At 45.6% G+C, this 23,190-nt stretch carries 18 protein-coding genes, 1 tRNA gene and 1 pseudogene; 9 read left to right on the top strand and 11 right to left on the bottom strand.

Annotated features, from left to right (window positions below; translation table 11 throughout):
• Window positions 1-179: 179 nt before the first annotated feature.
• The 5 genes from rpoD to BMY62_RS07775 all read left to right on the top strand — a co-directional run bounded on the left by rpoD (window position 180) and on the right by BMY62_RS07775 (window position 7,030).
• Window positions 180-2,168 carry an RNA polymerase sigma factor RpoD gene (gene rpoD, locus BMY62_RS07795; RefSeq protein WP_090658469.1) on the top strand — a complete coding sequence of 663 codons (1,989 nt, stop codon included), beginning with the start codon at window positions 180-182 and terminating at the stop codon, window positions 2,166-2,168.
• Window positions 2,169-2,184: 16 nt separating this feature from the next.
• Window positions 2,185-2,261, top strand: a tRNA-Ile gene (locus BMY62_RS07790).
• A gap of 536 nt (window positions 2,262-2,797) precedes the next feature.
• A complete protein-coding gene (locus BMY62_RS07785) occupies window positions 2,798-3,100 on the top strand; it encodes a helix-turn-helix domain-containing protein (protein WP_090658355.1) in 303 nt (100 codons plus the stop codon).
• 389 nt (window positions 3,101-3,489) lie between these two features.
• Window positions 3,490-6,777, top strand: a complete 3,288-nt coding sequence (locus BMY62_RS07780) for a TonB-dependent receptor domain-containing protein (protein ID WP_256207490.1) — start codon at window positions 3,490-3,492, stop codon at window positions 6,775-6,777.
• A 13-nt stretch (window positions 6,778-6,790) separates the two neighbouring features.
• Window positions 6,791-7,030 carry a hypothetical protein gene (locus BMY62_RS07775; protein ID WP_090658353.1) on the top strand — a complete coding sequence of 80 codons (240 nt, stop codon included), beginning with the start codon at window positions 6,791-6,793 and terminating at the stop codon, window positions 7,028-7,030.
• Between the two features lie 140 nt (window positions 7,031-7,170).
• Here the strand turns inward: BMY62_RS07775 and BMY62_RS07770 are convergent, their stop codons facing one another.
• Window positions 7,171-9,432, bottom strand: a complete 2,262-nt coding sequence (locus BMY62_RS07770; RefSeq protein WP_090658352.1) for a CHASE2 domain-containing protein — start codon at window positions 9,430-9,432, stop codon at window positions 7,171-7,173.
• A 105-nt stretch (window positions 9,433-9,537) separates the two neighbouring features.
• On the opposite strand from BMY62_RS07770, the gene yaaA reads away from it, so the two are divergent.
• Both yaaA and BMY62_RS07760 read left to right on the top strand, forming a co-directional pair.
• Window positions 9,538-10,332 carry a peroxide stress protein YaaA gene (gene yaaA / locus BMY62_RS07765; RefSeq protein ID WP_090658350.1) on the top strand — a complete coding sequence of 265 codons (795 nt, stop codon included), beginning with the start codon at window positions 9,538-9,540 and terminating at the stop codon, window positions 10,330-10,332.
• 37 nt (window positions 10,333-10,369) lie between these two features.
• Complete coding sequence (locus tag BMY62_RS07760) at window positions 10,370-10,735, top strand: nuclear transport factor 2 family protein (RefSeq protein ID WP_090658348.1); 366 nt, start codon at window positions 10,370-10,372, stop codon at window positions 10,733-10,735.
• Window positions 10,736-10,887: 152 nt separating this feature from the next.
• On the opposite strand, the gene BMY62_RS07755 is transcribed toward BMY62_RS07760, so the two are convergent.
• From BMY62_RS07755 to BMY62_RS07725, 7 genes are all read right to left on the bottom strand, one after another.
• Window positions 10,888-11,370, bottom strand: coding sequence for a Na+/H+ antiporter subunit G (locus tag BMY62_RS07755; RefSeq protein ID WP_090658346.1), 483 nt, complete (start codon window positions 11,368-11,370; stop codon window positions 10,888-10,890).
• A 3-nt stretch (window positions 11,371-11,373) separates the two neighbouring features.
• Window positions 11,374-11,643 (bottom strand): K+/H+ antiporter subunit F, encoded by a 270-nt coding sequence (locus BMY62_RS07750; protein WP_090658344.1) that lies wholly within the window; start codon window positions 11,641-11,643, stop codon window positions 11,374-11,376.
• Window positions 11,637-12,128: a Na+/H+ antiporter subunit E gene (locus BMY62_RS07745; RefSeq protein WP_090658342.1), complete on the bottom strand. Its 492-nt coding sequence runs from the start codon at window positions 12,126-12,128 to the stop codon at window positions 11,637-11,639. Before BMY62_RS07745 ends, BMY62_RS07750 begins: the two co-directional genes overlap by 7 nt.
• Entirely contained in the window at window positions 12,128-13,669 is a 1,542-nt protein-coding gene (locus BMY62_RS07740; protein WP_090658340.1) for a monovalent cation/H+ antiporter subunit D, read from the bottom strand. Before BMY62_RS07740 ends, BMY62_RS07745 begins: the two co-directional genes overlap by 1 nt.
• Complete coding sequence (locus BMY62_RS07735; RefSeq protein ID WP_090658338.1) at window positions 13,666-13,995, bottom strand: Na+/H+ antiporter subunit C; 330 nt, start codon at window positions 13,993-13,995, stop codon at window positions 13,666-13,668. The genes BMY62_RS07740 and BMY62_RS07735 overlap by 4 nt, the downstream gene beginning before the upstream one ends.
• Window positions 13,995-16,805 (bottom strand): monovalent cation/H+ antiporter subunit A, encoded by a 2,811-nt coding sequence (locus BMY62_RS07730; RefSeq protein ID WP_090658336.1) that lies wholly within the window; start codon window positions 16,803-16,805, stop codon window positions 13,995-13,997. Before BMY62_RS07730 ends, BMY62_RS07735 begins: the two co-directional genes overlap by 1 nt.
• A gap of 121 nt (window positions 16,806-16,926) precedes the next feature.
• Window positions 16,927-17,376 carry a YbaN family protein gene (locus BMY62_RS07725; protein WP_090658334.1) on the bottom strand — a complete coding sequence of 150 codons (450 nt, stop codon included), beginning with the start codon at window positions 17,374-17,376 and terminating at the stop codon, window positions 16,927-16,929.
• A gap of 120 nt (window positions 17,377-17,496) precedes the next feature.
• On the opposite strand from BMY62_RS07725, the gene BMY62_RS07720 reads away from it, so the two are divergent.
• Entirely contained in the window at window positions 17,497-17,967 is a 471-nt protein-coding gene (locus BMY62_RS07720) for an FKBP-type peptidyl-prolyl cis-trans isomerase (protein WP_218142953.1), read from the top strand.
• Window positions 17,968-18,122: 155 nt separating this feature from the next.
• Complete coding sequence (locus BMY62_RS07715) at window positions 18,123-21,449, top strand: DUF748 domain-containing protein (RefSeq protein WP_090658332.1); 3,327 nt, start codon at window positions 18,123-18,125, stop codon at window positions 21,447-21,449.
• Between the two features lie 74 nt (window positions 21,450-21,523).
• On the opposite strand, the gene BMY62_RS07710 is transcribed toward BMY62_RS07715, so the two are convergent.
• The 3 genes and pseudogenes from BMY62_RS07710 to BMY62_RS07700 all read right to left on the bottom strand — a co-directional run.
• A complete protein-coding gene (locus BMY62_RS07710; RefSeq protein ID WP_090658330.1) occupies window positions 21,524-22,195 on the bottom strand; it encodes a DUF2780 domain-containing protein in 672 nt (223 codons plus the stop codon).
• Window positions 22,196-22,381: 186 nt separating this feature from the next.
• The gene (locus BMY62_RS07705) at window positions 22,382-22,831 is read right to left on the bottom strand and encodes a CBS domain-containing protein (RefSeq protein ID WP_090658328.1); all 450 of its coding nucleotides are present in this window, start codon (window positions 22,829-22,831) and stop codon (window positions 22,382-22,384) included.
• 65 nt (window positions 22,832-22,896) lie between these two features.
• Window positions 22,897-23,190: pseudogene (locus tag BMY62_RS07700) on the bottom strand (hypothetical protein); the annotation flags it as partial.

The raw sequence follows: 23,190 nt of genomic DNA, 5'->3' as shown, positions 1-23,190 counted from the left end.
CGAGTGGAACAGCGACAAAAAATTCTGTTGTTGAAGCTGATGAAGGAGAAAACGTTTTGGTTGATGATCAAGCCCAAGATTCTACAGAGAAAGCTCAATCATCAGCAGCGAAAAAAGCGAGAAAAAAAGCCAGTAATTCAGTAGAAAATATAGAATCCAAGACCGTTACACAAGACATAATGTCCAAGACCCTGAAAAAAACAAAAACAAGAGTCAGTAAGAAATCTAAAGCTGCCGCAATAACAGAGCAGCTTAACAGTCTCGAATCTGCAGCTGTGTCACCTGAAAATAATTTGCAGGCGCAAGACATAGAAGCGCGGCGCATGCGCTTGAAAAGATTGATTGTGCTGGGTAAAGAACGCGGGTATCTGACATATGCAGAAATTAATGATCATTTGCCCGATGATATGCTGGATGCCGAACAGATAGAAGGCATTATCAGCATGATTAACGATATGGGCATTTCTGTTCATGATGAAGCACCTGACGCTGAAACATTGTTAATGTCAGATGCGGCAACTACTGTAGCTGATGAAGACGTTGCGGAAGAGGCTGAAGCTGCGCTGTCTTCTGTAGATTCGGAATTTGGACGAACAACCGATCCGGTACGCATGTATATGCGGGAAATGGGTTCGGTCGGATTGCTGACCCGAGAAAGCGAAATTGAGATCGCCAAACGAATCGAAGGTGGATTGCGACACATGATTCAAGCCATCTCTGCTTGCCCGCCAATTATTGCGGAGATTATCAAACTCGCGTCAGAGGTTGAAAATGACAGGTTGCGCGTTGATGAAGTGGTTGATGGACTGGTTGACGCCGATGATTCTGAGATTGTTAACGAGGAAATGGTGGGCGAGTCATTGGGTTCCGATCTGGATTCCGACGACATCGATGATGACGACTCAGATGATGAATCCGAGGATGGCAGCACAATCGACAGTGCTGACTTGATGAAACTAAGAGCCGGGGCTTTAGAGCATTTTGGGATAGTTCGTGAACTTTATACGGATATGCAAACAGTTCTCAAAGAAGAAGGCCCTACAAGCCGAAAATACCGGGATTTGCAGGAGAAAATTTCCAATGAGTTGATGTGCATCCGTTTTTCAGCAAAATTGGTTGAGAAACTGTGTGATACACAGCGCAGCTTGGTGCGGGATGTGCGCAGTTACGAACGTAAGATAATGGAACTTTGTGTATCCAGGTCGAAAATGCCACGTAGTCATTTCATTAAAACGTTTCCTGGTAATGAAACAAACTTTGACTGGATTGACAAGGAAATCAGTGCCGCCAAATCATATAGCCAGGCTTTGGGGCATTACAAGCCGGAAATTATTGAACAGCAGCAAAAATTGCTGTCGCTTAAAGAAACGATAGGGATTTCAATAAAAGATCTTAGAGAAATCAACAGGAAAATGTCAACCGGGGAAGCCAAGGCGCGTCGTGCTAAACGGGAGATGACAGAAGCTAATCTACGCTTGGTTATTTCTATCGCCAAGAAGTACACCAACCGTGGTTTGCAATTTCTCGATTTGATCCAGGAAGGCAATATCGGTCTGATGAAGGCGGTCGATAAATTTGAATATCGCCGCGGTTATAAATTTTCTACCTATGCTACCTGGTGGATACGCCAGGCTATTACACGTTCCATTGCGGACCAGGCGCGGACTATCCGGATTCCGGTTCATATGATAGAAACCATTAACAAAATGAATCGTATTTCTCGACAGATACTGCAAGAAACAGGGCAAGAGCCCGAACCTGCAGTTCTTGCTGAAAAAATGGAAATGCCGGAAGAAAAAATCCGCAAGATACTGAAAATTTCCAAGGAACCCATTTCCATGGAAACGCCAATTGGGGATGACGAAGATTCCCATCTCGGTGACTTCATCGAAGATGCGGCTACAATGGCCCCATCCGATGCAGCAGTTTATGCTAGCCTGAGAGGGGTAACTAAGGATATACTTGATTCCTTAACACCGCGCGAGGCCAAAGTGTTACGAATGCGTTTCGGTATTGAAATGAATACTGATCATACGCTCGAAGAGGTAGGTAAACAATTTGATGTAACGCGTGAACGGATACGTCAAATTGAAGCCAAAGCTTTGCGTAAATTGCGTCATCCTGCGCGTTCTGAGAGATTACGTAGTTTTCTGGATACAAGTAGCTGATAAAATAACGTGATTCGGGTCTGTAGCTCAGTTGGTTAGAGCAGGGGACTCATAATCCCTTGGTCGTTGGTTCGAGTCCAACCAGACCCACCAAAATCAAAGAGTTGGCAGCATTAACGCCCACTCTTTTTTGTTTCTATATAACATGCCATTTCACGAATTTTGTAAATTGACGGCAATGACGCTTGCGCACAATAGGAGCAAGAAGCAGCGGTATCCGTTTCTTTTCTTGGAAATTTTTTCTTTTGTTTATTTCTATCTGTTAGGCATTAACGAGCTTGACAGTTGTTATCATATTCGATAACTTCGATTGAAATAGAGGCGATCTGATTTTTTAATGAGAAGATCGGGTGAATATTCTGGCGCTGCTGTCGAGAATTCTCGCCGATTTTCACTGTACTGCGGAATTGATTTAGGAATTCGGTTTCCGGTTTTGATTGGGGGCTGACATTGCATCGCTGGGTCTTGGATTGTTTGAATTTAGGCCAAAGAATGCGATTACATTTCCCGGTCGGTATTTGCACCGTCACAAAAGAAATCGTTTTCTCATGAACGTGAATAAAAAGGAGAACAATATTTACAAGCGTCGGATGAAGGCGGCGCAAAAATACTGAAAGAGGTGTAAAGGGATGGCGTATAAACGGCCAACATTTGAAAAGTTCAAGCAAACGGGGTTGGAAGACACTGTGGTCAAAGCCGGGCATGATGCACTGCCTACCTCTTTCTGCATGAAGCGTCAGATGATCGCCTTGCGTAAAAGTTCGGGCGTAACCCAGGAACAGATGGCAGATCTGCTGGGCACTAAAAAAAGCAATATCTCCCGGCTGGAAAGCCTGAATTCAAGTATTTCACCGAGATTGGCGACTGTCGAGGATTACGCACGCGTTCTGGGTTATTCGGTTAGAATCAAATTCGAGCCACAAACATATTGAACGCACACCAGCCGAGCACAGCGTCAAGCGAAATAATAAGGGATATGAGATAAAAAGCATCTGCGAAGTCGCTGATAGTTTTCCTGACTAAGAAAGCGCTACAGGGGAGTATTTTGTGGATGAGGATATTTTTACGTTTGTGCAACATCAGGGGAGTGACAGAAGGATGCTGCAAAACTATTTGGTGCATTATTTTGAGCCAAGAGGTGATGCTATTCAGCGCTGCAAGCTACACGGGCCTTGAGATTTATATCCTGCTTTAGTCATTGTCATTAATCTGCCAACTTTAGCTGGTAGTTGTTTTATATTAATAAACAGACTTGGCTATGTTTTGAATATAATTGTAATCAGAATCGCATTGGCAAATACAGTACAGGCAGAATCTGTTTATGGCTCGCAATAAGCAATACAGGATAACCAGATCTTCAACTATTCCTGTGGCATTGCTTTTAATGCTGACGCAATTTGTTTTTATACGAATCCCGCATAGTGCCGAGGTCTGTGTACAGGCCGCGGCACGCGTTGTTACAGCACAAGGCGTGGTTGAGCTGCGCCGAATGCGGGAGACGGCCTGGCAACCGGTTGAGAAAGGGGCCGAACTCTGTGCCGGAGATCAATTACGCACCCGCAAGCGTAGTAAAGCAACGTTGCGGTTGATGAATGAAAGTAACCTGACACTTGATCAGAGAACCACCATCACATTTCCCGCGGCCAATAACAACAAATCTGCATCATTGATGGACTTGATCAATGGTGCGATCCATATCATGACACGCACGCCAAAACCGTTTAAGGTCCATACGCCATTCATGAATGCGGGTGTCGAAGGCACTGAATTTTTAGTTCGTGTCGACGAGCATCGAACACGGATTGTTGTATTTGAGGGCCGGGTTTCCGCGACCAATATGTATGGTGAAGTGTTGCTTAAAGGACACGAGCAGGTCATTGCATACGATAACCAGCCGCCGCGCAAGGACATCATCCTTAACCCGATTGATGCGGTTCAGTGGGCGCTGCATTACCCGACGATCATTGAATACTGGCTGGACAGTGACGATAATCAGGATTTCGCTGCTCAAATTGCCGAATCGACGCGTATGCTCGCACTGGGCAGTGTTGCCGAAGCCAAAGCAATCATCGATCAGATACGTGTATCTGATCCTGCCAACAGCAACGCTTACGCATTGAGCGCAATCATCGCACTGACGCAAAACGATAAATCACTGGCGCTCGAACTTGCAAATAACGCGGTTTCATTGGCTGAGGATTCGGCGACTGCAAGGCTTGCGTTGTCCTATGTGCAGCAGGCATATTTTGATATTGAAGCAGCACTTGTAAGTGTGCGGAGGGCGCTCGAACTTGATCCGCAAAACGCTTTAATCTGGGCGCGAATGGCGGAGCTGCAGATGGCAGAGAACGAACTCGATTTGGCGTTGGATACGGCCACCGAAGCTGTCAGATTGAATCCCGCCATTGCCCGTACACAATCCGTGCTGGGGTTTGCGTATTTATCCAAAATTAATACGAAAAAAGCAAAATGTTTTTTTTTCAGGGCTATTCATCTGGATCAAACTGACCCGGTACCACGCCTTGGACTGGGGCTGGCCCTGATCCGAGAAGGAGAGCTGGAAACCGGACGCATCGAACTGGAAATTGCAGCCAGTCTTGATCCGGGTAGTTCTTTGGTCCGCAGTTATCTTGGCAAAGCCTATTTTGAGGAAAAACGTTACGCAACGGCCGAAACACAGTTTGAACTGGCCAAAGAACGCGACCCGAATGATCCGACACCCTGGTTTTACGACGCCATTCAGAAACAAACGCAGAATCAGCCGATCGAGGCGCTGCATGCTATCCAAAAATCCATCGAATTGAATGACAACCGCGCCATCTACCGCTCACGGTTACTACTCGATCAGGACGAGGCCGCGCGCGGCTCCAGTTTGTCAAGAATTTACGACAATCTGGGTTTTGAGAAACGCGCCATTATGCAGACAGCACAGTCCTTAAGCCTTGATCCTTCGAATCATTCGGCGCACCGATTTTTGTCAGATATCTATGTCAATATTCCGCGTCATGAAATCGCACGCGTCAGCGAATTACTGCAAGCACAACTGCTGCAACCGATCAACACCAACCCGGTACAGCCGCATTTAGCAATAGCCGATTTGAATATCATTACTAATACCGGACCCGCTGCGATTGGCTTTAATGAATTCACCCCCTTGATGGAACGAAACCGTCCTCAATTCGTTGCATCTACTATTGCAGGCAGCAAGAGCACCTTCGGAGATGAAATTGTCTATTCACAACTTTACGACAAGACCTCGATCAGTCTGGGGCAGTTTCACTATCAAAGCGATGGATTCCGTCCCAACAACAATCAGAATCACGATGTACTGAATGCGTTTATTCAGCATGCCTTTACGCCCAAACTCAATGTTCAGGCTGAAATACGCACGCGTAACACCAAGCATGGAGATCTTTTGCTCGACTTTGATGCCTATGAGTTTAGAAAAAATTATCTGCGCAATATTCAAGAGGATATAGCACGTATGGGTGCCAGGTATGAAATTTCTCCAGACCAAAGTTTGATTGTTTCTGGAAAATATATAGACCGTTTTGAAAAAGTTAATATGGACACACTGAAGAATGAAGGTTTTCAGTTTGAAACACAGCATCAATTACGTCACGAATATTTCAATACGGTTGCTGGCGGAAGCATGTATCGGTTTAGCTGGATTGATAAAACAGATAACAAACGTAGAGACCTGCCTTTCAGGCATATGGACCGTGAGAATGTATACGCATATACCAACATCAACTACCTGCGCGACGTTAATTTAACACTTGGTTTGAGTTATGACACATTTACAAGCACATTATCCGGAAAACGGACAAACAAGACCAATCCCAAGGTCGGCGTGCAGTGGAATTTATTTGATAATCTGCGATTACGGGCCGCATGGTTTAAGACAACCAAATCGCATCTGATTGCGCAACAAACACTTGAACCGACACAGGTGGCTGGATTTAATCAGTTTTTTGATGATTTTAACGGAACACGATCAGAGCGCATGGGTGTTGGATTGGATTATTATCTGGGCCACACACTATATAGTGGACTCGAAGCCTCTAAGCGTAGATTGCGTGTTCCAAAGATAAATTTTGAGAACGATGAGGTTTCTCAGAAGCAAAATGAAAACATGTATCGTGCTTATTTGTACTGGACACCGCACAAATATTGGGCCATCAAAGGAGAATTCCAATATGAACAATTTAGCCGCAAAACAGATGACACAATATTTTTAGACCGAGAACCGGTACGTATTCACAGACTGATTGCTCCGGTAAGCGTCAAATATTTTCATCCTTCCGGTTTATTTTCAGGTATAACAGGTACTTTTGTCAGGCAAGACCTAACACGAAAACAAGACATAATCAGCATGCAAAAAAGAAGCCCTGCATCTACCAATTCCGGGATTGATTCTTTTTTCTTGATGGATGCATTTATTGGTTTCAGGTTACCCAAACGCATAGGTATATTGAGCCTGGAAGCCAGAAATCTGCTAGATCAGCATTTTTATTACAGAAATATTAATTTCGAACAGGCTGAAGCAATCAGCCCAAGATTTATTCCGGAAAGAACGTTTTTTGCAAGACTCACTTTAAACTATTAATCAGGGGGTAACAATGGCAGCTTATACTGTTAAAAAAATTAATAACCAATGTCAAATTATAGAAATAGGAAGTAATGGCAGTGAAACAGTAATCAGTGATAGTAATGGTGAAGTCTCATTAGGGGGAAACACATATAAGGCGGTTATACGACAGTCTGATGCAAAATGCTGTGTTTTCCGATTGCCACCGGATTTAGGTGCACAAAATCATCCTGAATTTATTCTGGAAGAAGGGCAGATTAAGCAGGGATAGTGCTTGCTCTTCCTCTTGTAAGAGAATTTGTTGTGAATAGTATTTTTTCAAGGATGATGCCAGGCAGAAACTACATATAACATCTTGTTTCCTGAGTTACAGTTGAAATAATCTACACATCAGCTTCAGAAGTATATGAATTATTTTTTGGTAAATTTTATTACAGGCTCCCATTGATCGGGTGACGATTGCGCGCAAAGACGCAGATAGAATTTTGTAGCACCATCATCCGGGAATAGTTCAAGAATTTCAGTCCATTGCCGGACCGCGTTTTCATGCTGCTGGCTATAGGCATCAAGCGCATTTGAAAACAGCGCGCATAACAGCCGTTGCTTGTCACTGGCAGTTTGCTGATAATCAATCAATTCAAACAGACAGACTGGTTTTAATCTGCCGGCAAGCTGAAAGCTGCCCAATGGACGTGTCAAGAAACGGTCTATGCCGGCAATCACTTCGCCGGTGACCAGTAAATGGGTACCCAGAAATTTGTTGGCATTTTCGATACGACTGGTTGTGTTGACAAGATCGCCGATGACGCGGTAGATATAGTTGTCCATAGCTCCCAGCTTGCTGACCAGCAGTTTGCCAAAGTGGATACCAATACGCGTTGGCAATGCTGGATGGTTACTCTCCCGGTTGAAGCTGTCAAGATTGTTGACGATAGCCAGACCTGCTTCGCAAGCTTCTTCCCGAAGTGTTTTGCTAACAGAGGTGGTTTCCCATATCGCCAGCATGGCATCGCCGATTTTTTCAGAGACAACACCATTGTTTTGTCTCACCGAACGGGACAGGACCTGAAAATAGTCGTCTATCAGCCGTCTTAGTTCGCGGACATCCATTTTTTCCGCCAGCGTTGTATAACCTTGTATATCGGTGAACATGCAGGCGCCAAAAACGAGTTGATCTTTGCTCAGACTGGCATCGATATTCCTGGTTAAATCACCCACTACACGATCAGGCGTAAACTGGCCGAACAATTCCAAAAGCTGATCGCGTTCTTGTCTGGCCGTGAAGTAATTGAGCAGGACAGAACCAAAAATTGCACCGGGGATGATAATGAATAGTGGAATAATCAGCGGCAGCCAGATACCGGCTTGTTTAAACATCAACCAGGCAATAGCAGTATAGGCGACTGCCGTGATGATACTGGCTGCTGACAGAGCTTGATTGGATAACACCGGAAAAACAAAGCCAAGTGTCAAGCCCATGGCAAATATTAATACGAGACTGCCTGCATCGGGAAAAGGCCTGACCGGTCTGTTTTCAAGCAGATTGGCGAATGCTGTGGCGGCAATCTCGACGCCGCTTATTTTTACACCTTTCGAATCGGTAAAAACAGTGTCATATGCATCTCGTGTAATTTCGTACTCAGCATGTGTTAACTGAGACAATCCTACAAAAACCGCTTTACCGCGGACCTGATCGAGCAATGCGTCGGGTTGTTTTTTTTCTTTTGCTACCGGTTGCAAAAATTGATAATAAGGAATAGTTTGGATCGTGCGTGGCGGCCCATAAAAATTTAAATAATATGCCTCCTGACCGGCGTAAAGATTGACCAGTGCCTGAATCAATTGTTTCTGCCGGGTATTGAATGTAGTGTTGTGACGTAATTCAGACATTATTTTGGGCTTGATTTCAGGGTGATTGATGAATAATTGCCGCAAGAAAAGAATCGCTGATTCCAGATCGTTGGTCTGATCTTGGTATTGTTGAAAATGTGCGGTGTTGAACGGATGTATCTTGCGCAATAGAGCGATCAAATGATCATAAACTTCATGTGCATAGGCATGTAACACCACGGTCGGAATTGTTGGAGAGTCGCCTATACCTGGTTTAAATGCCCAGTAGGCATTGATGGGAATGGGAAATTTATCTGGTAGCGGAAAGGGGGCATGCGCCAATACTGCTGCCGAGATCTCTTTCAGCAGCGGGATGCTTTTTTCCTCGATCAATTTAAACCCAGAGGGATTGTCGGGGCTGTCTGCCAGATCGTATTCTTTGGTGAATAACCTTTCTACAACAATGACATTGCCAGCATTTTTAATCGCCTGTGCCAGTTGCAGATCGTGTTCTGGTGTTGCGCCAGCTTTGCGGAAAATAAGATCCAACACAATGACACGTGCGCCTGACTGATGAAGCCGGTCAATCAGCTGGGCATGTAAGTTACGCGGCCATGGCCAGAAATCTGGCGGAGCAAGCGCTAAACCCAGCTTGTTGGCCGATTGGCTGTCGATGGTAATAATCATCACATCGTCGGGTGCTGGCAACGCTCCGCGCAACTGAAACAACCAGTCCAGACCGTATTTCTCTTCCAGGTACCAGCCTTGTGGCGACAGGTAGAAAGTCATGCCTAACAGGCCGATCGTGATGCCCAGGAAGGCCTGTCTGGCATATTTTGTCATAATAAATGTAGTTTTACTGCGTACTTGCAAAATGGCCAAGCAAGATTTTAGTATACTTGTCCGGAATTATGTTACCCCGTTCAGATATTCTCAGGATAAAAATGCATGATTATCGTTATTTCGCCCGCCAAAACACTTGATTTTGAAACGCCTGCCCGCACTGAGAAATTTACCTTACCGGATTTTCTTGATGAGTCTGAGATGCTGGTCACTCAGTTGCAGGCAATGGAACCCGATGAAATTGGTCGACTGATGTCTATCAGCCCAAAGCTGGCTGTGCTGAATTCCAATCGCTATTATGAATGGAAGCGCCCATTTAATCGGAATAACGCCAAACAGGCAATGTATGCATTCAAAGGTGATGTATACACTGGGCTGGATGCGGAAACGCTGGATGCGCAGACTGTGGAATTTGCGCAGAACCATTTAAGAATTCTGTCTGGCTTGTACGGCATGCTCCGCCCGCTCGATCTCATCCAGCCGTACCGACTTGAAATGGGTACGCAGTTGAAAAATCAACGCGGCGACAATCTGTATGAATTCTGGGGCGATATTCTGACAGACGCCATTAATCAGGAATTACGAAAGCAGGGAGCAGACACATTGATCAACCTTGCATCCCAAGAGTATTTTAAGTCGCTTAAAATGGATAAATTGAATGCCAGAGTGATTACACCGATTTTTAAGGATGAAAAAAACGGGGTATATAAAATCATCAGTTTTTTTGCAAAAAAAGCCCGTGGATTGATGAGTCGCTTCATTTTTATGAATAAATTAAGTACGCCTGAGGATATCAAGCAATTCGATGTGGCAGGTTATCAATTTGCTGCAGCTGAGAGCAATGATCATGAATGGATATTTATGCGCAAAGAATCTGCTGGCCGAGCTGTAAAAAATTAATTTATATAATTAATCGGTTTGTTACTGGGAGCTGTTAATGAATGTTCAAAAAAATATCGAACTGGCTAAGAATTATATTGAATTATCCAATAAACACGACTTGAGACGCATTGAAACGATGTTTCTGGGAGAGGCGACATATCACTCAGCGTATTTTGGTGAATACAAAGGCAGTGTTGCCATCCATGAAATGATGCTGAGTTTTTTTGCGCGTTATCCGGATGTGCACTGGGAAGTGACGAATTATCGACCGATTGGAACAGATGGCGTCGAGTTTGATTTTCTCATGACAGCGACAGATGCAGCGGCTGATGAACCTGTTAGAAGACAGGGGCGTGAATGTATTTACTTTGAGCCTGACGGTCTGATCAGCCGTATCGAGGTGTATAAAGCAAACGAATAGCGTCTGGTGGAATTATTATAAAAAGCCGGTACTTTTTTTGCGGCTAGTGTGACACGTATGACAGTTAACGTACGCTTTTCCGCTAATGTATGGCTTCAGACAGCATTGCCGAACTGCCTGAAAAACCAAAGCAATAAATATTTGTATGCAGTCTATGATTGTGTTTGATCGGGTGTTCTTGGTGTTTTGGTGATCGATTTCGATTCTGCCGGTCTTGCTTTTTCATCAGGGCTGGCATTATCACTGCCAATGCGTTCATTTTTTTCAAATGCTTCTGTTGCACCGGTTTGAACCGTTTCAGTCATTTCTGTCTGATCGGCTTCTTCCGCTTTCGGTATTTCAGCCAGTGAAGGCAGACCCAGGTGCAAGGCTGCTTTAGCCAGCAGATGTGCACTTACTGGTGCTGTGATAAACAGGAAAATAGTAATTAGAAATTCGTGAAGGCTGATCTGTTCGCTATAGATGCTGAAATAAATCGCCGAGGCGATCAACAGACTGCCTACGCCAAGTGTGGTTGCCTTGGTCGGTCCGTGCAGGCGGGTATATAAGTCTTTTAGCCTGATCAGGCCTAAAGAACCGATGAATGCGAAACTGGCGCCGGTCAGCACCAGTATGGACAGAAGAAAATCCAGCATAATTTATTCGATAATATCACCACGCAACAGGTATTTGCACAAAGCGACGGTACCGATGAAACCCATCAGTGCGATCAGCAGCGCTGCTTCAAAAAAAAGCGCGCTGCCCAGGTGAATACCCAGCAACACGAGTATTGCAATGGTGTTGATATACAATGTGTCCAGCGCCAGTATGCGGTTGGGTGCATCGGGACCGCGTAACAGCCGCCAGAAACTCATCGCGACTGCGGCGGTGACCAATGCAAATGCTATCTGAATTGAAATCGCTAGCATGATTCAAAAATCTCCTTCAGCGGGTTTTCATACCGTTGTTTGATTGTCGCTACCAGTGTGTCCGGATCTGTTTCATTGAGTGCATGCACTAGCAGATAACTCTGATCATCTGAAAGTCGCGCCGATAACGTGCCCGGCGTTAAGGTGATACTGTTGGCCAGTAGACTGATGGCCAGATCGGAAGTCAGATCCAACGGTACTTTGATAAAAATAGGGTGAAGTTTATCAGGATTGCCAAGTATCAGTCTTGCTACGGTAAAATTCGCCATAATGATGTCGTGAAACAGTACAGTGATATATCGAAGCAAAACAAGTGGTTTTCGGATGGATACTGCTTCCGGCCAGAAATGAATTGTGAGTACCGGAATGGCCCAGCCGAAAATCAAGCCCAACAATATTTGTCCGGTGTTAATGCTGTTGTTGAGTAACAACCAGATTAAGACAAGTACCGGTGTCAGAACGGGGTGCGGTAGCAGTCGGGTCATTACGGTTTAACCTCCAGATTTAAAACTGACTGGATATACAGCTCAGGTTGTAACAACTGACTGGCAGTGCCTGTAGTAAATTCGGTAATGGTGCCTGCCCAGATTACAAGGGCAATGCATAATACAAGCAGACACAAAACTGGTGTCAATTCAGCTGTTACTGACATACCGCTTCGTGGCATATCGCTACTGGTATCAATACGGCAGATATGAGGAGCCTGTGCTCGGTAAAACATCATGCTGCCACCACGTGCCAACGCGATCAACGTAAAAAGACCGGTAATTAATATAGTGCCCATTATCCATGGTAGGGCTGAGTGAGACATGGCGGCGTTCAGAATTAAAAATTTACCGATAAAACCGGATAATGGCGGCAGACCGGCAATCAATGCTGCAAATATAAAAAACAGAGCGCCCAGTAGTCGCTGCTGTTGAATGACAGGCCCTGGTTCAAACTGGTCTTCCATCACATCGCGTCGGTTGGAAATACAATCTGCAAGGAGAAACAAAGCTGCGGCTGCAAATGTTGAGTGCGGCAAATAAAACAACCCTGCAGCAATGCCTGCTTCAGTATTCATTCCAAAAGCTGCAAGTAACGTTCCGATTGAAGCAATGACGAGATACGCTATCTGCTGACGCAATCGTGTGCTGGCCAGTGTGCCAAGCACGCCAACTGTTAAGGTCAGTAAAGCCAGAGGTAGCAGCCATGATTCAATCAAATTGGATACAGAACCTGCCTGTGCGCCAAAAATCAGTGTGTAAACACGTAATATACTGTATGCACCTACTTTGGTCATGATGGCAAACAATGCTGCCACGGTTGCCGTGGTATAAGCATAGGCGGCTGGCAGCCACAAATAAAGCGGTAACAGTGCTGCTTTGAGCGCAAATACCGCAAACAGCAGCAGGCCTGCTATATGAATAAGCGCAATATCTTCCGCAGGCGCCTGAGTGACCTTGACTGCGAGATCGGCCATATTCAGAGTACCAAGCAAACCATATAGCGTGCCCACAGCAAACAGGAAGAGTGTTGAGCCGACAAGATTGATAACGACAAAATGCAATCCGGCCTTGGTTTTTAACCGGCCGCCTCCATGCAGCAGCAGACTGTAGGATGCCAGCAGCAGAATCTCGAAAAACACAAATAGATTAAACAAATCTCCAGTTAAGAACGCACCATTCAAACCAAATAGCTGTAACTGGAACAGCGCATGAAAATGCGCACCGCTATTGTCAGTGCCGCGCAGCGCGTATAGCAATGCACTTGCAGCAACCAGTGCAGTAACCACGAGCATCCAGACTGCTAGACGGTCTGCTACCAAAACAATACCAAATGGTGGCGACCAGTTACCCAGGGCATATGCCAGAATCTCACCGTTATTGACTGTATTAAGGAGAAAGCCAGCGGTTGCAAGCTGTAGAAAAACCGATGTCAGGCTGGTTGTGCGCCTTAACGGCAGATGCTGCCTCGGCAGTAATAACAATAATATTCCCGCAAGCAGCGGTAAAACAACTGGAAAAATAACGATGTGACTTGTCATGGTCTGTGCTTCCCGTCGACTTGATCGTTACCCATTTCCAGAAAGGATTTCAAAGACAGAATAATCACAAAAGCAGTCATGCCGAAACTGATGACTATGGCGGTTAATACCAGCGCCTGTGGCAATGGGTCGGCATAATTAGCAACTTTGTCACTGATAATCGGTGGGCTGCCGATGGTAAGACGGCCCATGACCAGCAAAAACAGATTAACGGCGTATGATAAAAATGTCAGGCCAAGCACTACTGGAAAAGTACGACCACGCAGTGATAAGTAAACGCCACAAGCCGTCAGTACACCAATGATAATTGCAATGAGTAGTTCCATTAACGAATCCGTTTTCTGTGTTTCATCTGGTGACTTTGATGATGTATCAGACCGAGATAAACCAGAATTAGTAATGTAGCGCCGACAACGACCAAATAAACACCCAGATCGAAAGCCATGGCAGAGGCCAGTTCGAATTCGCCGATAATTGGCCAGTGTATGTGACTAAATGCTGAAGTCAGGAAAGGATATTTGAAAATCCAGCTGGCCAATCCGGTACAAGTAGCGATTAGCAGTCCGTAGCCAATAACCTTATGCATGTTGATAGGTAAGCGTTGTTGTGTCCAGATAACACCATTGGCCAGATACTGCATCACCAGCGCAACCGCCGTGACCAGTCCGGCAATAAAACCACCGCCGGGCAAGTTGTGTCCGCGCAGCAGAATAAACATCGAAACCAGTAGTGCTAACGGTAACAGCAGTCGAGTAAAAGACGCCATAATGATTGGGTGCAAATCTTCATCCCAGGCGCGCCCTTCGCTGTCATGGCTGGCGCCGGCGATTTTCAAATGCTCCAGCATGGCGTATATGCCCAGCCCCGCCAGAGCCAGCACAGTAATCTCACCGAGTGTATCATATCCCCTGAAATCGACCAGTATCACGTTGACGACATTGGTACCACCGCCACCTGGTAAACTGTTTTCCAGAAAATAGTTTGAGATACTCTCATAAGGCCGCGTTAATACCGCCCATACAAGCAACGTAACACCCCCGCCAGCTGTCGCTGCAATAAGGGCATCACGGCTACGCAACCAATTTCCCGATTCAATAGGTGACTGCTGAGGTAGAAAATACAGAGCAAGAAGCATGAGCACTATTGTGACCACCTCAACGGAAAGCTGCGTCAAGGCAAGATCAGGCGCAGAGAATTTGACAAAAATGAGCGATATACCCAGACCTACCGTGCCCAGTAGTATAAGCGAAATTAGCCGCTGCCGGTGCATCACCGCCGTGGCTGCTGTGGCAACAACCAGCACCGCGGCAATCAACAGACTGACACCATCAATCGGCAATATGTCGCGCTCGCCCGTCAGACCATAATCGTTATCGGTTGCCATTGCGCCGTAGATTCCCAGCGTCAACACAAACAGCATAAACACAAACAGCATGCGTTGCAGTGAATTCTTATTGAGGAAATGTGTGATAGTGTCGGCAACTGCAAACAGTTTTTCTATCAGAAATTCGTAAAGCGCTCTGAAATCTAGCAAGCTTTCCACTCGCTCCTGTAGTGAAAACAGGGGCTTGCGTGCAAGGTAAACAATGACTCCGCCAATCAATGCGGTCATGCTCATGAATAATGCGGTATTGAATCCGTGCCATATTGCCAGGTCATGGTCAGGTACAGGACCTTGTAGAACACTGGATGCAGCGGCGGCCAATATGGGTTCAACCGTCAGTGCGGGAAAGATGCCTACCAGCAGACATAAGGCAACCAGAATTTCGACCGGTACTTTCATCCAGCGAGGTGGCTCATGTGGTTGCTTGGGTAAATCAGTTGATTCGCCATCAAAAAATACATTGTGTATGAAGCGCAACGAATACGCTACGGCGAATATACCTGCCAGCGTGGCCATAGTCGGCAACAGCCACCCCCAGGGTTGGTTTATGACAAACAGGGTTTCGGCAAAAAACATTTCCTTGGATAAAAAACCATTGAATAATGGTACACCGGCCATTGATGCGGCCGCTACCATCGCAAGCAGCGCAGTGTGTGGCATATGTTTCCATAAGCCTCTGAGTATGCGCATATCACGAGTGCCGGTTTCGTGATGGATAATACCTGCGGCCATAAATAACGAAGCTTTGAAAATTGCGTGATTGATGATATGAAAAACACCTGCCAGTGCGGCCATGGGCGTGCCAATGCCAAATAATAACGTGATCAGGCCCAGATGACTGATGGTTGAATAGGCAAGCAATCCTTTCAAATCATGTTTGAACATTGCAATATAGGCTGCAACAACCAGTGTAACGAGTCCGGTAAAACAAACCAGCCAGAACCACGCCGAGGTACCTGATAGTGCCGGAAACAGGCGAGCCAGCAGAAAGACCCCAGCTTTTACCATGGTTGCTGAATGCAGATAGGCAGAAACAGGTGTCGGAGCAGCCATTGCATTGGGCAGCCAGAAATGGAAAGGAAATTGGGCAGATTTGGTGAAAGCGCCCAACAGCACTAGAATCAGCATAGGCAGATACAGTTCGTGATTGCGTATCAGATAGCCCGAAGCCAGTATATCCGTCAAATTGTAGCTACCGACTATTTCACCCAATAGTAGAAAGCCGCCGAGTAATGCCAGGCCGCCACCGCCTGTAACGGCTAGCGCCATACGGGCACCGCTGCGGGATTCGTGCCGCATTTGCCAGTAGCTAATCAACAAAAACGATGACAGGCTGGTTAATTCCCAGAAAATTAAAAGCTGGATAATGTTTTCCGAGGTGGCAATGCCCAGCATGGAACCCATAAACATGAGCAAATAGGCGTAAAACCGTCCCATATCATCACGCTCGGATAGATAATATCGTGCATACAAAATGATCAGCAGGCCGATGCAAAGTATCAGTAGCACGAATAGCAAAGCCAACCCATCAAGGCGAAAGGCAAATTCCATACCCAGCAATGGAATCCACGGAATGCTTTGCACCAGCACGTGGCCTGAAAAGGCGTCGGTGATGAACGGAAGCAGAATGAGTAATGCAACCAAAGTAACGATTCCTGCTCCCCAGGCAGCATGCAAACGCCCAAGGCGTGAGATGGCTGAAACAAAACCTGCGCCCAGAAATGGTGTTAACGCAATCAGCGATAGTTCCATACAGTGAAGAAGACTAAATACCAAAAAGGCTATATTGTAGGCGATCTACGTGCTTTAAAGAATGGAAATGCCATTTATTTTCAGAATTGCGTTTCGATCGCGTAAATGCTGTGATATTGAACTACCGAACAGGTATGCGTGATAAGAAGAATGCCAATATACAGGCAATGGTGGCGAGCATTATCTTTTGCCACATTTCCGGAACTATAAGTATAGACACACTGAAAGACAGTGCTGTCATAATATAGGCCAACCGTTTAGCCTTGCGTGGTATGCTTTTGTGCATGCGCCATTGAAGAATCACGGGACCGGTATAACGATTGGTCAACAATTTAGTGTGAAATCGTTCAGATCCGCGAGCAAAACAGGCGGCTGCCAGTAGCACGAAAGGCGTTGTCGGCAATACTGGTAATATAACGCCGAGACCACCCAGCATGAGTGCGACACAGCCTCCAGCGAGATAAAAACTGCGGATTATCGGTGAATGGTGCAAGCGCAAAAGACCGGCCGCCTCAGCAGCAAGCAATGTTTGCTTACTTGTATTGATGTCATTTTTTTCGGAAAGCTGCATAGTTCAGTCAATTAAAACTGTCCAAAAAGGATTCGTCAAAATGAATAAATTCATGCTAGGGTATATGATACATGAGAGTATACAATCTGATCAAAGTTTAAAAAATTTTTGAGGAATCGTATGTCTGTAATTAAAAAATCATTATTTCCCGTTGTTTGTATTGTTTTTCTGATGATGTTTCTGTTATCACAAACATTATTCGCCTATCAGGAACAGACGGAGAATCCGGAGCCTCAGTTTGAAAAAATCGACCGGAAAATAGGAGAGGGTAAAGAAGCGGATGTTGGTGACACTGTCAATGTTCATTACACAGGCTGGCTGTACGATGAAAGCGCACCAGACAAAAAAGGAAGAAAATTTGATAGCTCGCATGACCGAAAAGCGCATTTTTCTTTTATGTTAGGAGCCGGCAGAGTGATTAAAGGCTGGGACCAAGGGGTAAGAGGTATGACAGTCGGTGGTGAGCGCACGCTTATCATACCGTCATCCATGGCCTATGGTAAGCGTGGTGCCGGTGGGGTGATTCCACCGAATGCCACATTGATTTTTGATGTTGAACTGGTTGGAATTCAGGCAGAATCACCTTATTGATTCCTGTCAGGCGGAGGTATAAAAACAAGCCGGGTTTGTATAGTTAGTTATACCCGGTCTTTTTGATAGAAGAACCGCACACGGTAGATTTATGTAATCACGATATCTTTGCAAACGCCAGAGAACCGTAAAATCCATTAAACTAGGATGTTGCCATGAAGAATGTGCGCCATCAGGCACAACAACAGATTCAAGCATCGGGCACCCGTTTTAAAACATGGAAACGGTTGGGCATTGGATTGTCTGTTTTAATAGGGACGATCGCACTTTTTGGTGTGCTGGGCTATTATTGGCTTCCCGGGTATGCAAAATCCAAGCTTGAACTGCAACTGGCAGAGCTTCTGGATCGCCCGGTCAGCGTGCGGTCGATAGAAATCAAGCCTTATACACTGGAGCTGTTTGTACATGGTCTGCATATTGGTGAACGAGCGGATAGCGTCGATGCTTCTGAAACTTTCGTGTCATTTAATACGCTTCATATTGACATCAGCTCGAAATCAATCACACAACGGGCACCTGTAATCAGTACAGTCATGCTGGATATGCCGCACGTTCGATTGGTAAGAGAAGGCGAGCATCTATTTAATTTCTCAGATCTAATCGAGAAATTCCTGCAGCTTCCAGATGATGAGGAAGAATCTGCTGCGCTCTTCTCGATCAGTAATATTGTATTGAAGAACGGCCATATTGAATGGGTTGATCGTTTCAAACAAAATCATCAGGAAATAACCGAGGTCAATTTTGCCGTTCCTTTTGTTGCCAATCTGGACAAGGTAAAAGACAGCTGGGTGGAACCTCATTTCAGTGCCAGCGTTAATGGCGCGCCATTGAAACTGGATGGCAAATTGCGTCCTTTTGCAAATAAACGCGAAGCAACGTTGACCTTTAAAGTCGGTGATATTGATATAACGCGTATTGATGAATATGTTCCACTGCCTGTCGGAATCAGTCTGAAATCCGGTTATTTCGACAGTGATTTAATGTTATCGTTTACGCAATCCGGCGATGGTATGCCCGAGATCACGTTATCAGGGCAAACAGAGTTAAGACAGGTTGTCGTTGAGAATGAATCTGTCCAGATTCCGTATCAATTGAATCTGGGTGCGCTTCACTTCGATTTGAACCGGTTTGATGTGACAGGCAGAGACCCTTCTCCTGTAGTTTTAAGTTTAAGTGATATTGCGGTACAACCTGTTTCGTCGCAATCGAAAAATTCGGAAGCTACGGTTTCGTTACTAAAAATAACCGTGAACAGCGTGGTTGAATTAGCTAACCAAACGCTAGCGTTGAAGAATGTGGCAATTGATGGCCTGCGCGGCCGTATTCATCGTGAAGCTGATGGTGGCATTGACCTGGCGCGTTATTTGAAATCTTCAAACTCAAATGCTGACCTAAGTGCGCCAGCGAATGAATCCGAATACAAACAAAAAATTTCTGTACCGAAACCCCGTAAAAAGCCTTCTGACGAAGCTTATCAAGCCTGGCAGCTGGCAAACCAGAAAGATATGCGGCCTGATGAAATGCTGCAGGCCGGGATTTCTGTGCCGTTCCCAGGAAGGAAGCCTGCGTATGAAGCATGGCTTGAGTTAGCCGGGCAGGCAGCCAAAGAAAGCAACAGTAAAAACAAACAAACGAAAGAAAAGGCCGGTTCGTGGGCTGTACAAATAGAACAGTTTCGATTAAATAATGCTGCCATATATTTTGCTGATTTGACGTTAGATGATGTTGCACCTATGGTGGTGGAGCCTTTGAATTTGACAGCAAAAAATATTGATATCAGGGGGAATAAACCGCTTGATTTGAAGCTGTCTGCCAGAGTAAATGAAGATGGTGTGATCGAGACTGAAGGTCAGCTGTCATGGTCGCCGCCAACAGCGGATTTAAATCTGAATTTGCAAATGGTGGATTTGGTTTCTTTACAAGGATGGGTGGCTGATACGTTAAGTGTTCTGTTGACCAGTGGCGATATTTCCTTTCAGGGTGTTGTCAGGGCTGAAGACGAACCACTCAAGGTGGTGGTTAGCGGACAGAGCCGATTAGGTAATTTCAATGTTATTGATCAAGGCAGTGCCAGAGATCTGGTTCGCTGGAAATATCTCGATATCGACAATCTGGACTTCGTCAATAATCCGTTGAAAATTAATGTTGATACCGTAAAGATAGGTAACTTTTTCGCGCGCGTGATGTTGCTGCCAGATGGAGAATTGAATCTTAAGCAAATCGTTCGACAGGAAAAGAAGCAGGTTTCTGGGGATGAACAAATTCAGTCAACAGCCGAGAAAAAAGACGACAGCAAGCCGATGCCATTGCGCATTGGTAAAATCATGCTGCAAAACGGTGATGTTGATTTCCATGATCGCTTTGTAAAGCCTAACTACCATGCGAACTTGACCGGTTTGACGGGACAGATCGGCCCGATTCATGCTGAGCGCTCTGGCTCAGTTGATATCAAAGGGAGAATTGATGGCAATGCACCATTGCAGATTCAGGGTGATATTGAGCCACTTGGTTCTGAGCTGTTGCTCGATATTGTCGCAAGAGCAAAAGAAATCGATCTGCCGCCATTTAGTCCGTATTCAGGCAAGTATGTAGGGTATACCATTGAAAAGGGAAAACTGTCTGTTGATGTACATTATCATGTTGAAAAAGGAACGCTGACCGCTGAAAATAATGTTTTTCTGGATCAGTTTACGCTTGGAAAGCGTGTTGACAGCGAGGAAGCTATATCGGCGCCGCTCGAGTTGGCAATTGCTCTGCTCAAAAACCGGCGCGGTGAAATTGACATTCATTTACCGATCAAAGGCTCCATAGATGATCCACAGTTCAGTCTGGGCGGAATCATCCTGGATGCTTTTATAAATCTCATCACACGAGCCGTCACAGCGCCGTTCGCGTTGCTGGGCACAATGCTCGGAGATGGCGAGGAGTTATCTGAAATCGATTTTACTCCGGGCTTTGCAATAATCAATCCTGAAGCGGAGAGCCGTCTTCAGGCTCTATCCGATGTACTTAAGGATCGGCCAGCCCTGCGTCTTGAGATTGCTGGTCATGTTGATCCCGTGAAAGACCGCGAAGGTTTGAAACAAGCCATTCTGCAACGGCAAATCAAGGCAAGAAAGCTCTCGGCAGATGCCAAAAAGGGAAAAGCAGGCGGTTCTCTGACAGACGTGGTTTTGACGCCGGAAGAGTATAGTAAATATCTCGAAATTGTCTACAAGGAATCGGATTTTGAAAAACCAACTAACTTCCTGGGTTTAACAAAAAGCCTGCCGGATGAGGATATGGAGCAATTGCTGATCACGAATATCCAGGCGAGTGATGATGATATGCAGGAATTGGCTCAGGATAGAGCTTTGGCAGCACAAAACTGGTTAATGAAAAAAGGAGATATTTCCGGTGATCGTTTGTTTGTTCTGGGTATACAAAAAAATATAGCAAGCGAAAACGGGGAGGGCCACCGCGTAGAATTTATATTGAAATAATGCTTGTCAGGGAAACTAACGAGAGAGTGGTAATATTAGTCTTCTCGTTAGTTTGTGCTCTGTGCTCGCTATACTTATGGTGCGGTTAATGCGGAGCGTAGCAGATTCGCTGTAACTTGGCCGCTGGTATTTTGTACATAGTTTGTAACTATCGGGATAAACTGGCCGACCATGTCTGGTGACAGATTCAACTGTTGAAACGAAGCAGCCAGAGAAGCTGCGCTGTTTAATGTGTTGCCAGCACCGCCGAGCATAGAAGATACGCCGCTACCCATGCCTCCAAGGGGAGGCGATGCAACGGGAGCAGCATTGAGCATTTCGTTGATGCCGGGAACCGATTGAGATAGTGTAGAGAATGCTTGTGGATCCATACCGGCCTGTGCTGCCTGGAAAATCGCACCGGCACCGCCCAAGGCCTGCTGTTGCGATACGCCGAGCTGCTGGGTGAGCATATTAATCAATCCGGCCTGTCCAGCAGTAGTTCCTGCCATATTAGTCATTCCTGAAGCCGCTGCAGCGCCAGATGCAATTGCCGCGTTGGCTTGATTTGTCATTTCCGTCGCGGCCGTAGTGCCGGTTTGAATAGCCTGGCGTCCTGACTGAGCAGACTGTTCTACCGATGCTAAACCGCTATCGATTGTGCCGAGAGCGTTTTGACCGCCTCCATTAGAGGCGCAACCCGTAATTGCCGACGCCAAGCCTGTAATGCTGGCTACTGCAAACATGGTGTAAAGTCTTTTTTTCATAATATTCCCCTTTTAAGGTTTAATTTATTTGAAAAACTATATTAAATCAGCGGCTTTTGTATAGGTCGGGATAACTGTTGCCTGTTGACTATGACATAAAAGAAATGATCAATCAACTTGTGAAGTTGTTATCCGCGCATTGAAAGTCCGTTTTGGATAGTCGCTCGCTTGACTAAATGAAATCTGTTAAGGACGTTGTTGGATTTCTTTGCTGATTTCGCGTTCAACTAGTTTTACCAGGCTGGAGAACTCTTGAGATAACACTTGCAACAGATCATCGAGCGTTACGATACCAAATAATTGCATATTATCGTCGACTACCGGTACACGCCTGACAGCCTTGCGGCGCATATATCGGATAACCTCCAGTATGTCGGTATTTTTGTTAATTGCGGCAAGATCGGGCTTCATAATGTCGCCTACGGTGATAACGGTAGGATCAAGCTCTGTCGCCATGATTTCCACTACAAGGTCTCTGTCGGTTACAATGCCAACGGGTTTCTGAATGCCCTTTTCCTCGGCAACGATAATGACATTACCGACATGGTGCTTACGCATTAACTTGGCAGCTTCCTGAGCACACTCATCTTTTTGTATGGTAACGACTTCGCGGTGACAGAATTCACTGACTGACATAATCTCTCCTTTTCTCTTTTGATCTAAGATTTAGAATACATATTACATAATTCTACTTTGTCAGATTACTCAAAAGCCACTTTTTGCCTGGCAGAAGACTTTTTAGCGCTGAGCCGTCGTCGGTGTCGCTTATGAATAATATCAGCCAGATCCTCGGTGGTAAGTTGTCTTTGCGGTAGCATGTGCGCTAATGCGGTCACCAGGTCATTGAAGGATAACATCGGCCATTGCTTGCGCCCAAGCATCTTTTGCTTGACCAAGAACAGCGTTGCCAGCATGACCAGCGCCATGTGATGATGCCATGCATCCCACCGGCGTACTTGATAATCGGCCATGCCGCATTCGCTTTTCGCTTCATG

The organism is Nitrosomonas marina, assembly GCF_900111605.1.
GTDB classification, from domain to species: Bacteria; Pseudomonadota; Gammaproteobacteria; order Burkholderiales; family Nitrosomonadaceae; genus Nitrosomonas; species Nitrosomonas marina_A.
This window is presented reverse-complemented; position numbering and strand designations above follow the sequence as displayed.

Bases quoted from the DNA above. Each gene is read 5' to 3' on its own strand.
- rpoD (WP_090658469.1), top strand. From the start codon at position 180: ATGTCCAAGACCCTGAAAAAAACAAAAACAAGAGTCAGTAAGAAATCT.
- BMY62_RS07785 (WP_090658355.1), top strand. From the start codon at position 2,798: ATGGCGTATAAACGGCCAACATTTGAAAAGTTCAAGCAAACGGGGTTG.
- BMY62_RS07780 (WP_256207490.1), top strand. From the start codon at position 3,490: ATGGCTCGCAATAAGCAATACAGGATAACCAGATCTTCAACTATTCCT.
- BMY62_RS07775 (WP_090658353.1), top strand. From the start codon at position 6,791: ATGGCAGCTTATACTGTTAAAAAAATTAATAACCAATGTCAAATTATA.
- BMY62_RS07770 (WP_090658352.1), bottom strand. From the start codon at position 9,432: ATGACAAAATATGCCAGACAGGCCTTCCTGGGCATCACGATCGGCCTG.
- yaaA (WP_090658350.1), top strand. From the start codon at position 9,538: ATGATTATCGTTATTTCGCCCGCCAAAACACTTGATTTTGAAACGCCT.
- BMY62_RS07760 (WP_090658348.1), top strand. From the start codon at position 10,370: ATGAATGTTCAAAAAAATATCGAACTGGCTAAGAATTATATTGAATTA.
- BMY62_RS07755 (WP_090658346.1), bottom strand. From the start codon at position 11,370: ATGCTGGATTTTCTTCTGTCCATACTGGTGCTGACCGGCGCCAGTTTC.
- BMY62_RS07750 (WP_090658344.1), bottom strand. From the start codon at position 11,643: ATGCTAGCGATTTCAATTCAGATAGCATTTGCATTGGTCACCGCCGCA.
- BMY62_RS07745 (WP_090658342.1), bottom strand. From the start codon at position 12,128: ATGACCCGACTGCTACCGCACCCCGTTCTGACACCGGTACTTGTCTTA.
- BMY62_RS07740 (WP_090658340.1), bottom strand. From the start codon at position 13,669: ATGACAAGTCACATCGTTATTTTTCCAGTTGTTTTACCGCTGCTTGCG.
- BMY62_RS07735 (WP_090658338.1), bottom strand. From the start codon at position 13,995: ATGGAACTACTCATTGCAATTATCATTGGTGTACTGACGGCTTGTGGC.
- BMY62_RS07730 (WP_090658336.1), bottom strand. From the start codon at position 16,805: ATGGAACTATCGCTGATTGCGTTAACACCATTTCTGGGCGCAGGTTTT.
- BMY62_RS07725 (WP_090658334.1), bottom strand. From the start codon at position 17,376: ATGCAGCTTTCCGAAAAAAATGACATCAATACAAGTAAGCAAACATTG.
- BMY62_RS07720 (WP_218142953.1), top strand. From the start codon at position 17,497: ATGTCTGTAATTAAAAAATCATTATTTCCCGTTGTTTGTATTGTTTTT.
- BMY62_RS07715 (WP_090658332.1), top strand. From the start codon at position 18,123: ATGAAGAATGTGCGCCATCAGGCACAACAACAGATTCAAGCATCGGGC.
- BMY62_RS07710 (WP_090658330.1), bottom strand. From the start codon at position 22,195: ATGAAAAAAAGACTTTACACCATGTTTGCAGTAGCCAGCATTACAGGC.
- BMY62_RS07705 (WP_090658328.1), bottom strand. From the start codon at position 22,831: ATGTCAGTCAGTGAATTCTGTCACCGCGAAGTCGTTACCATACAAAAA.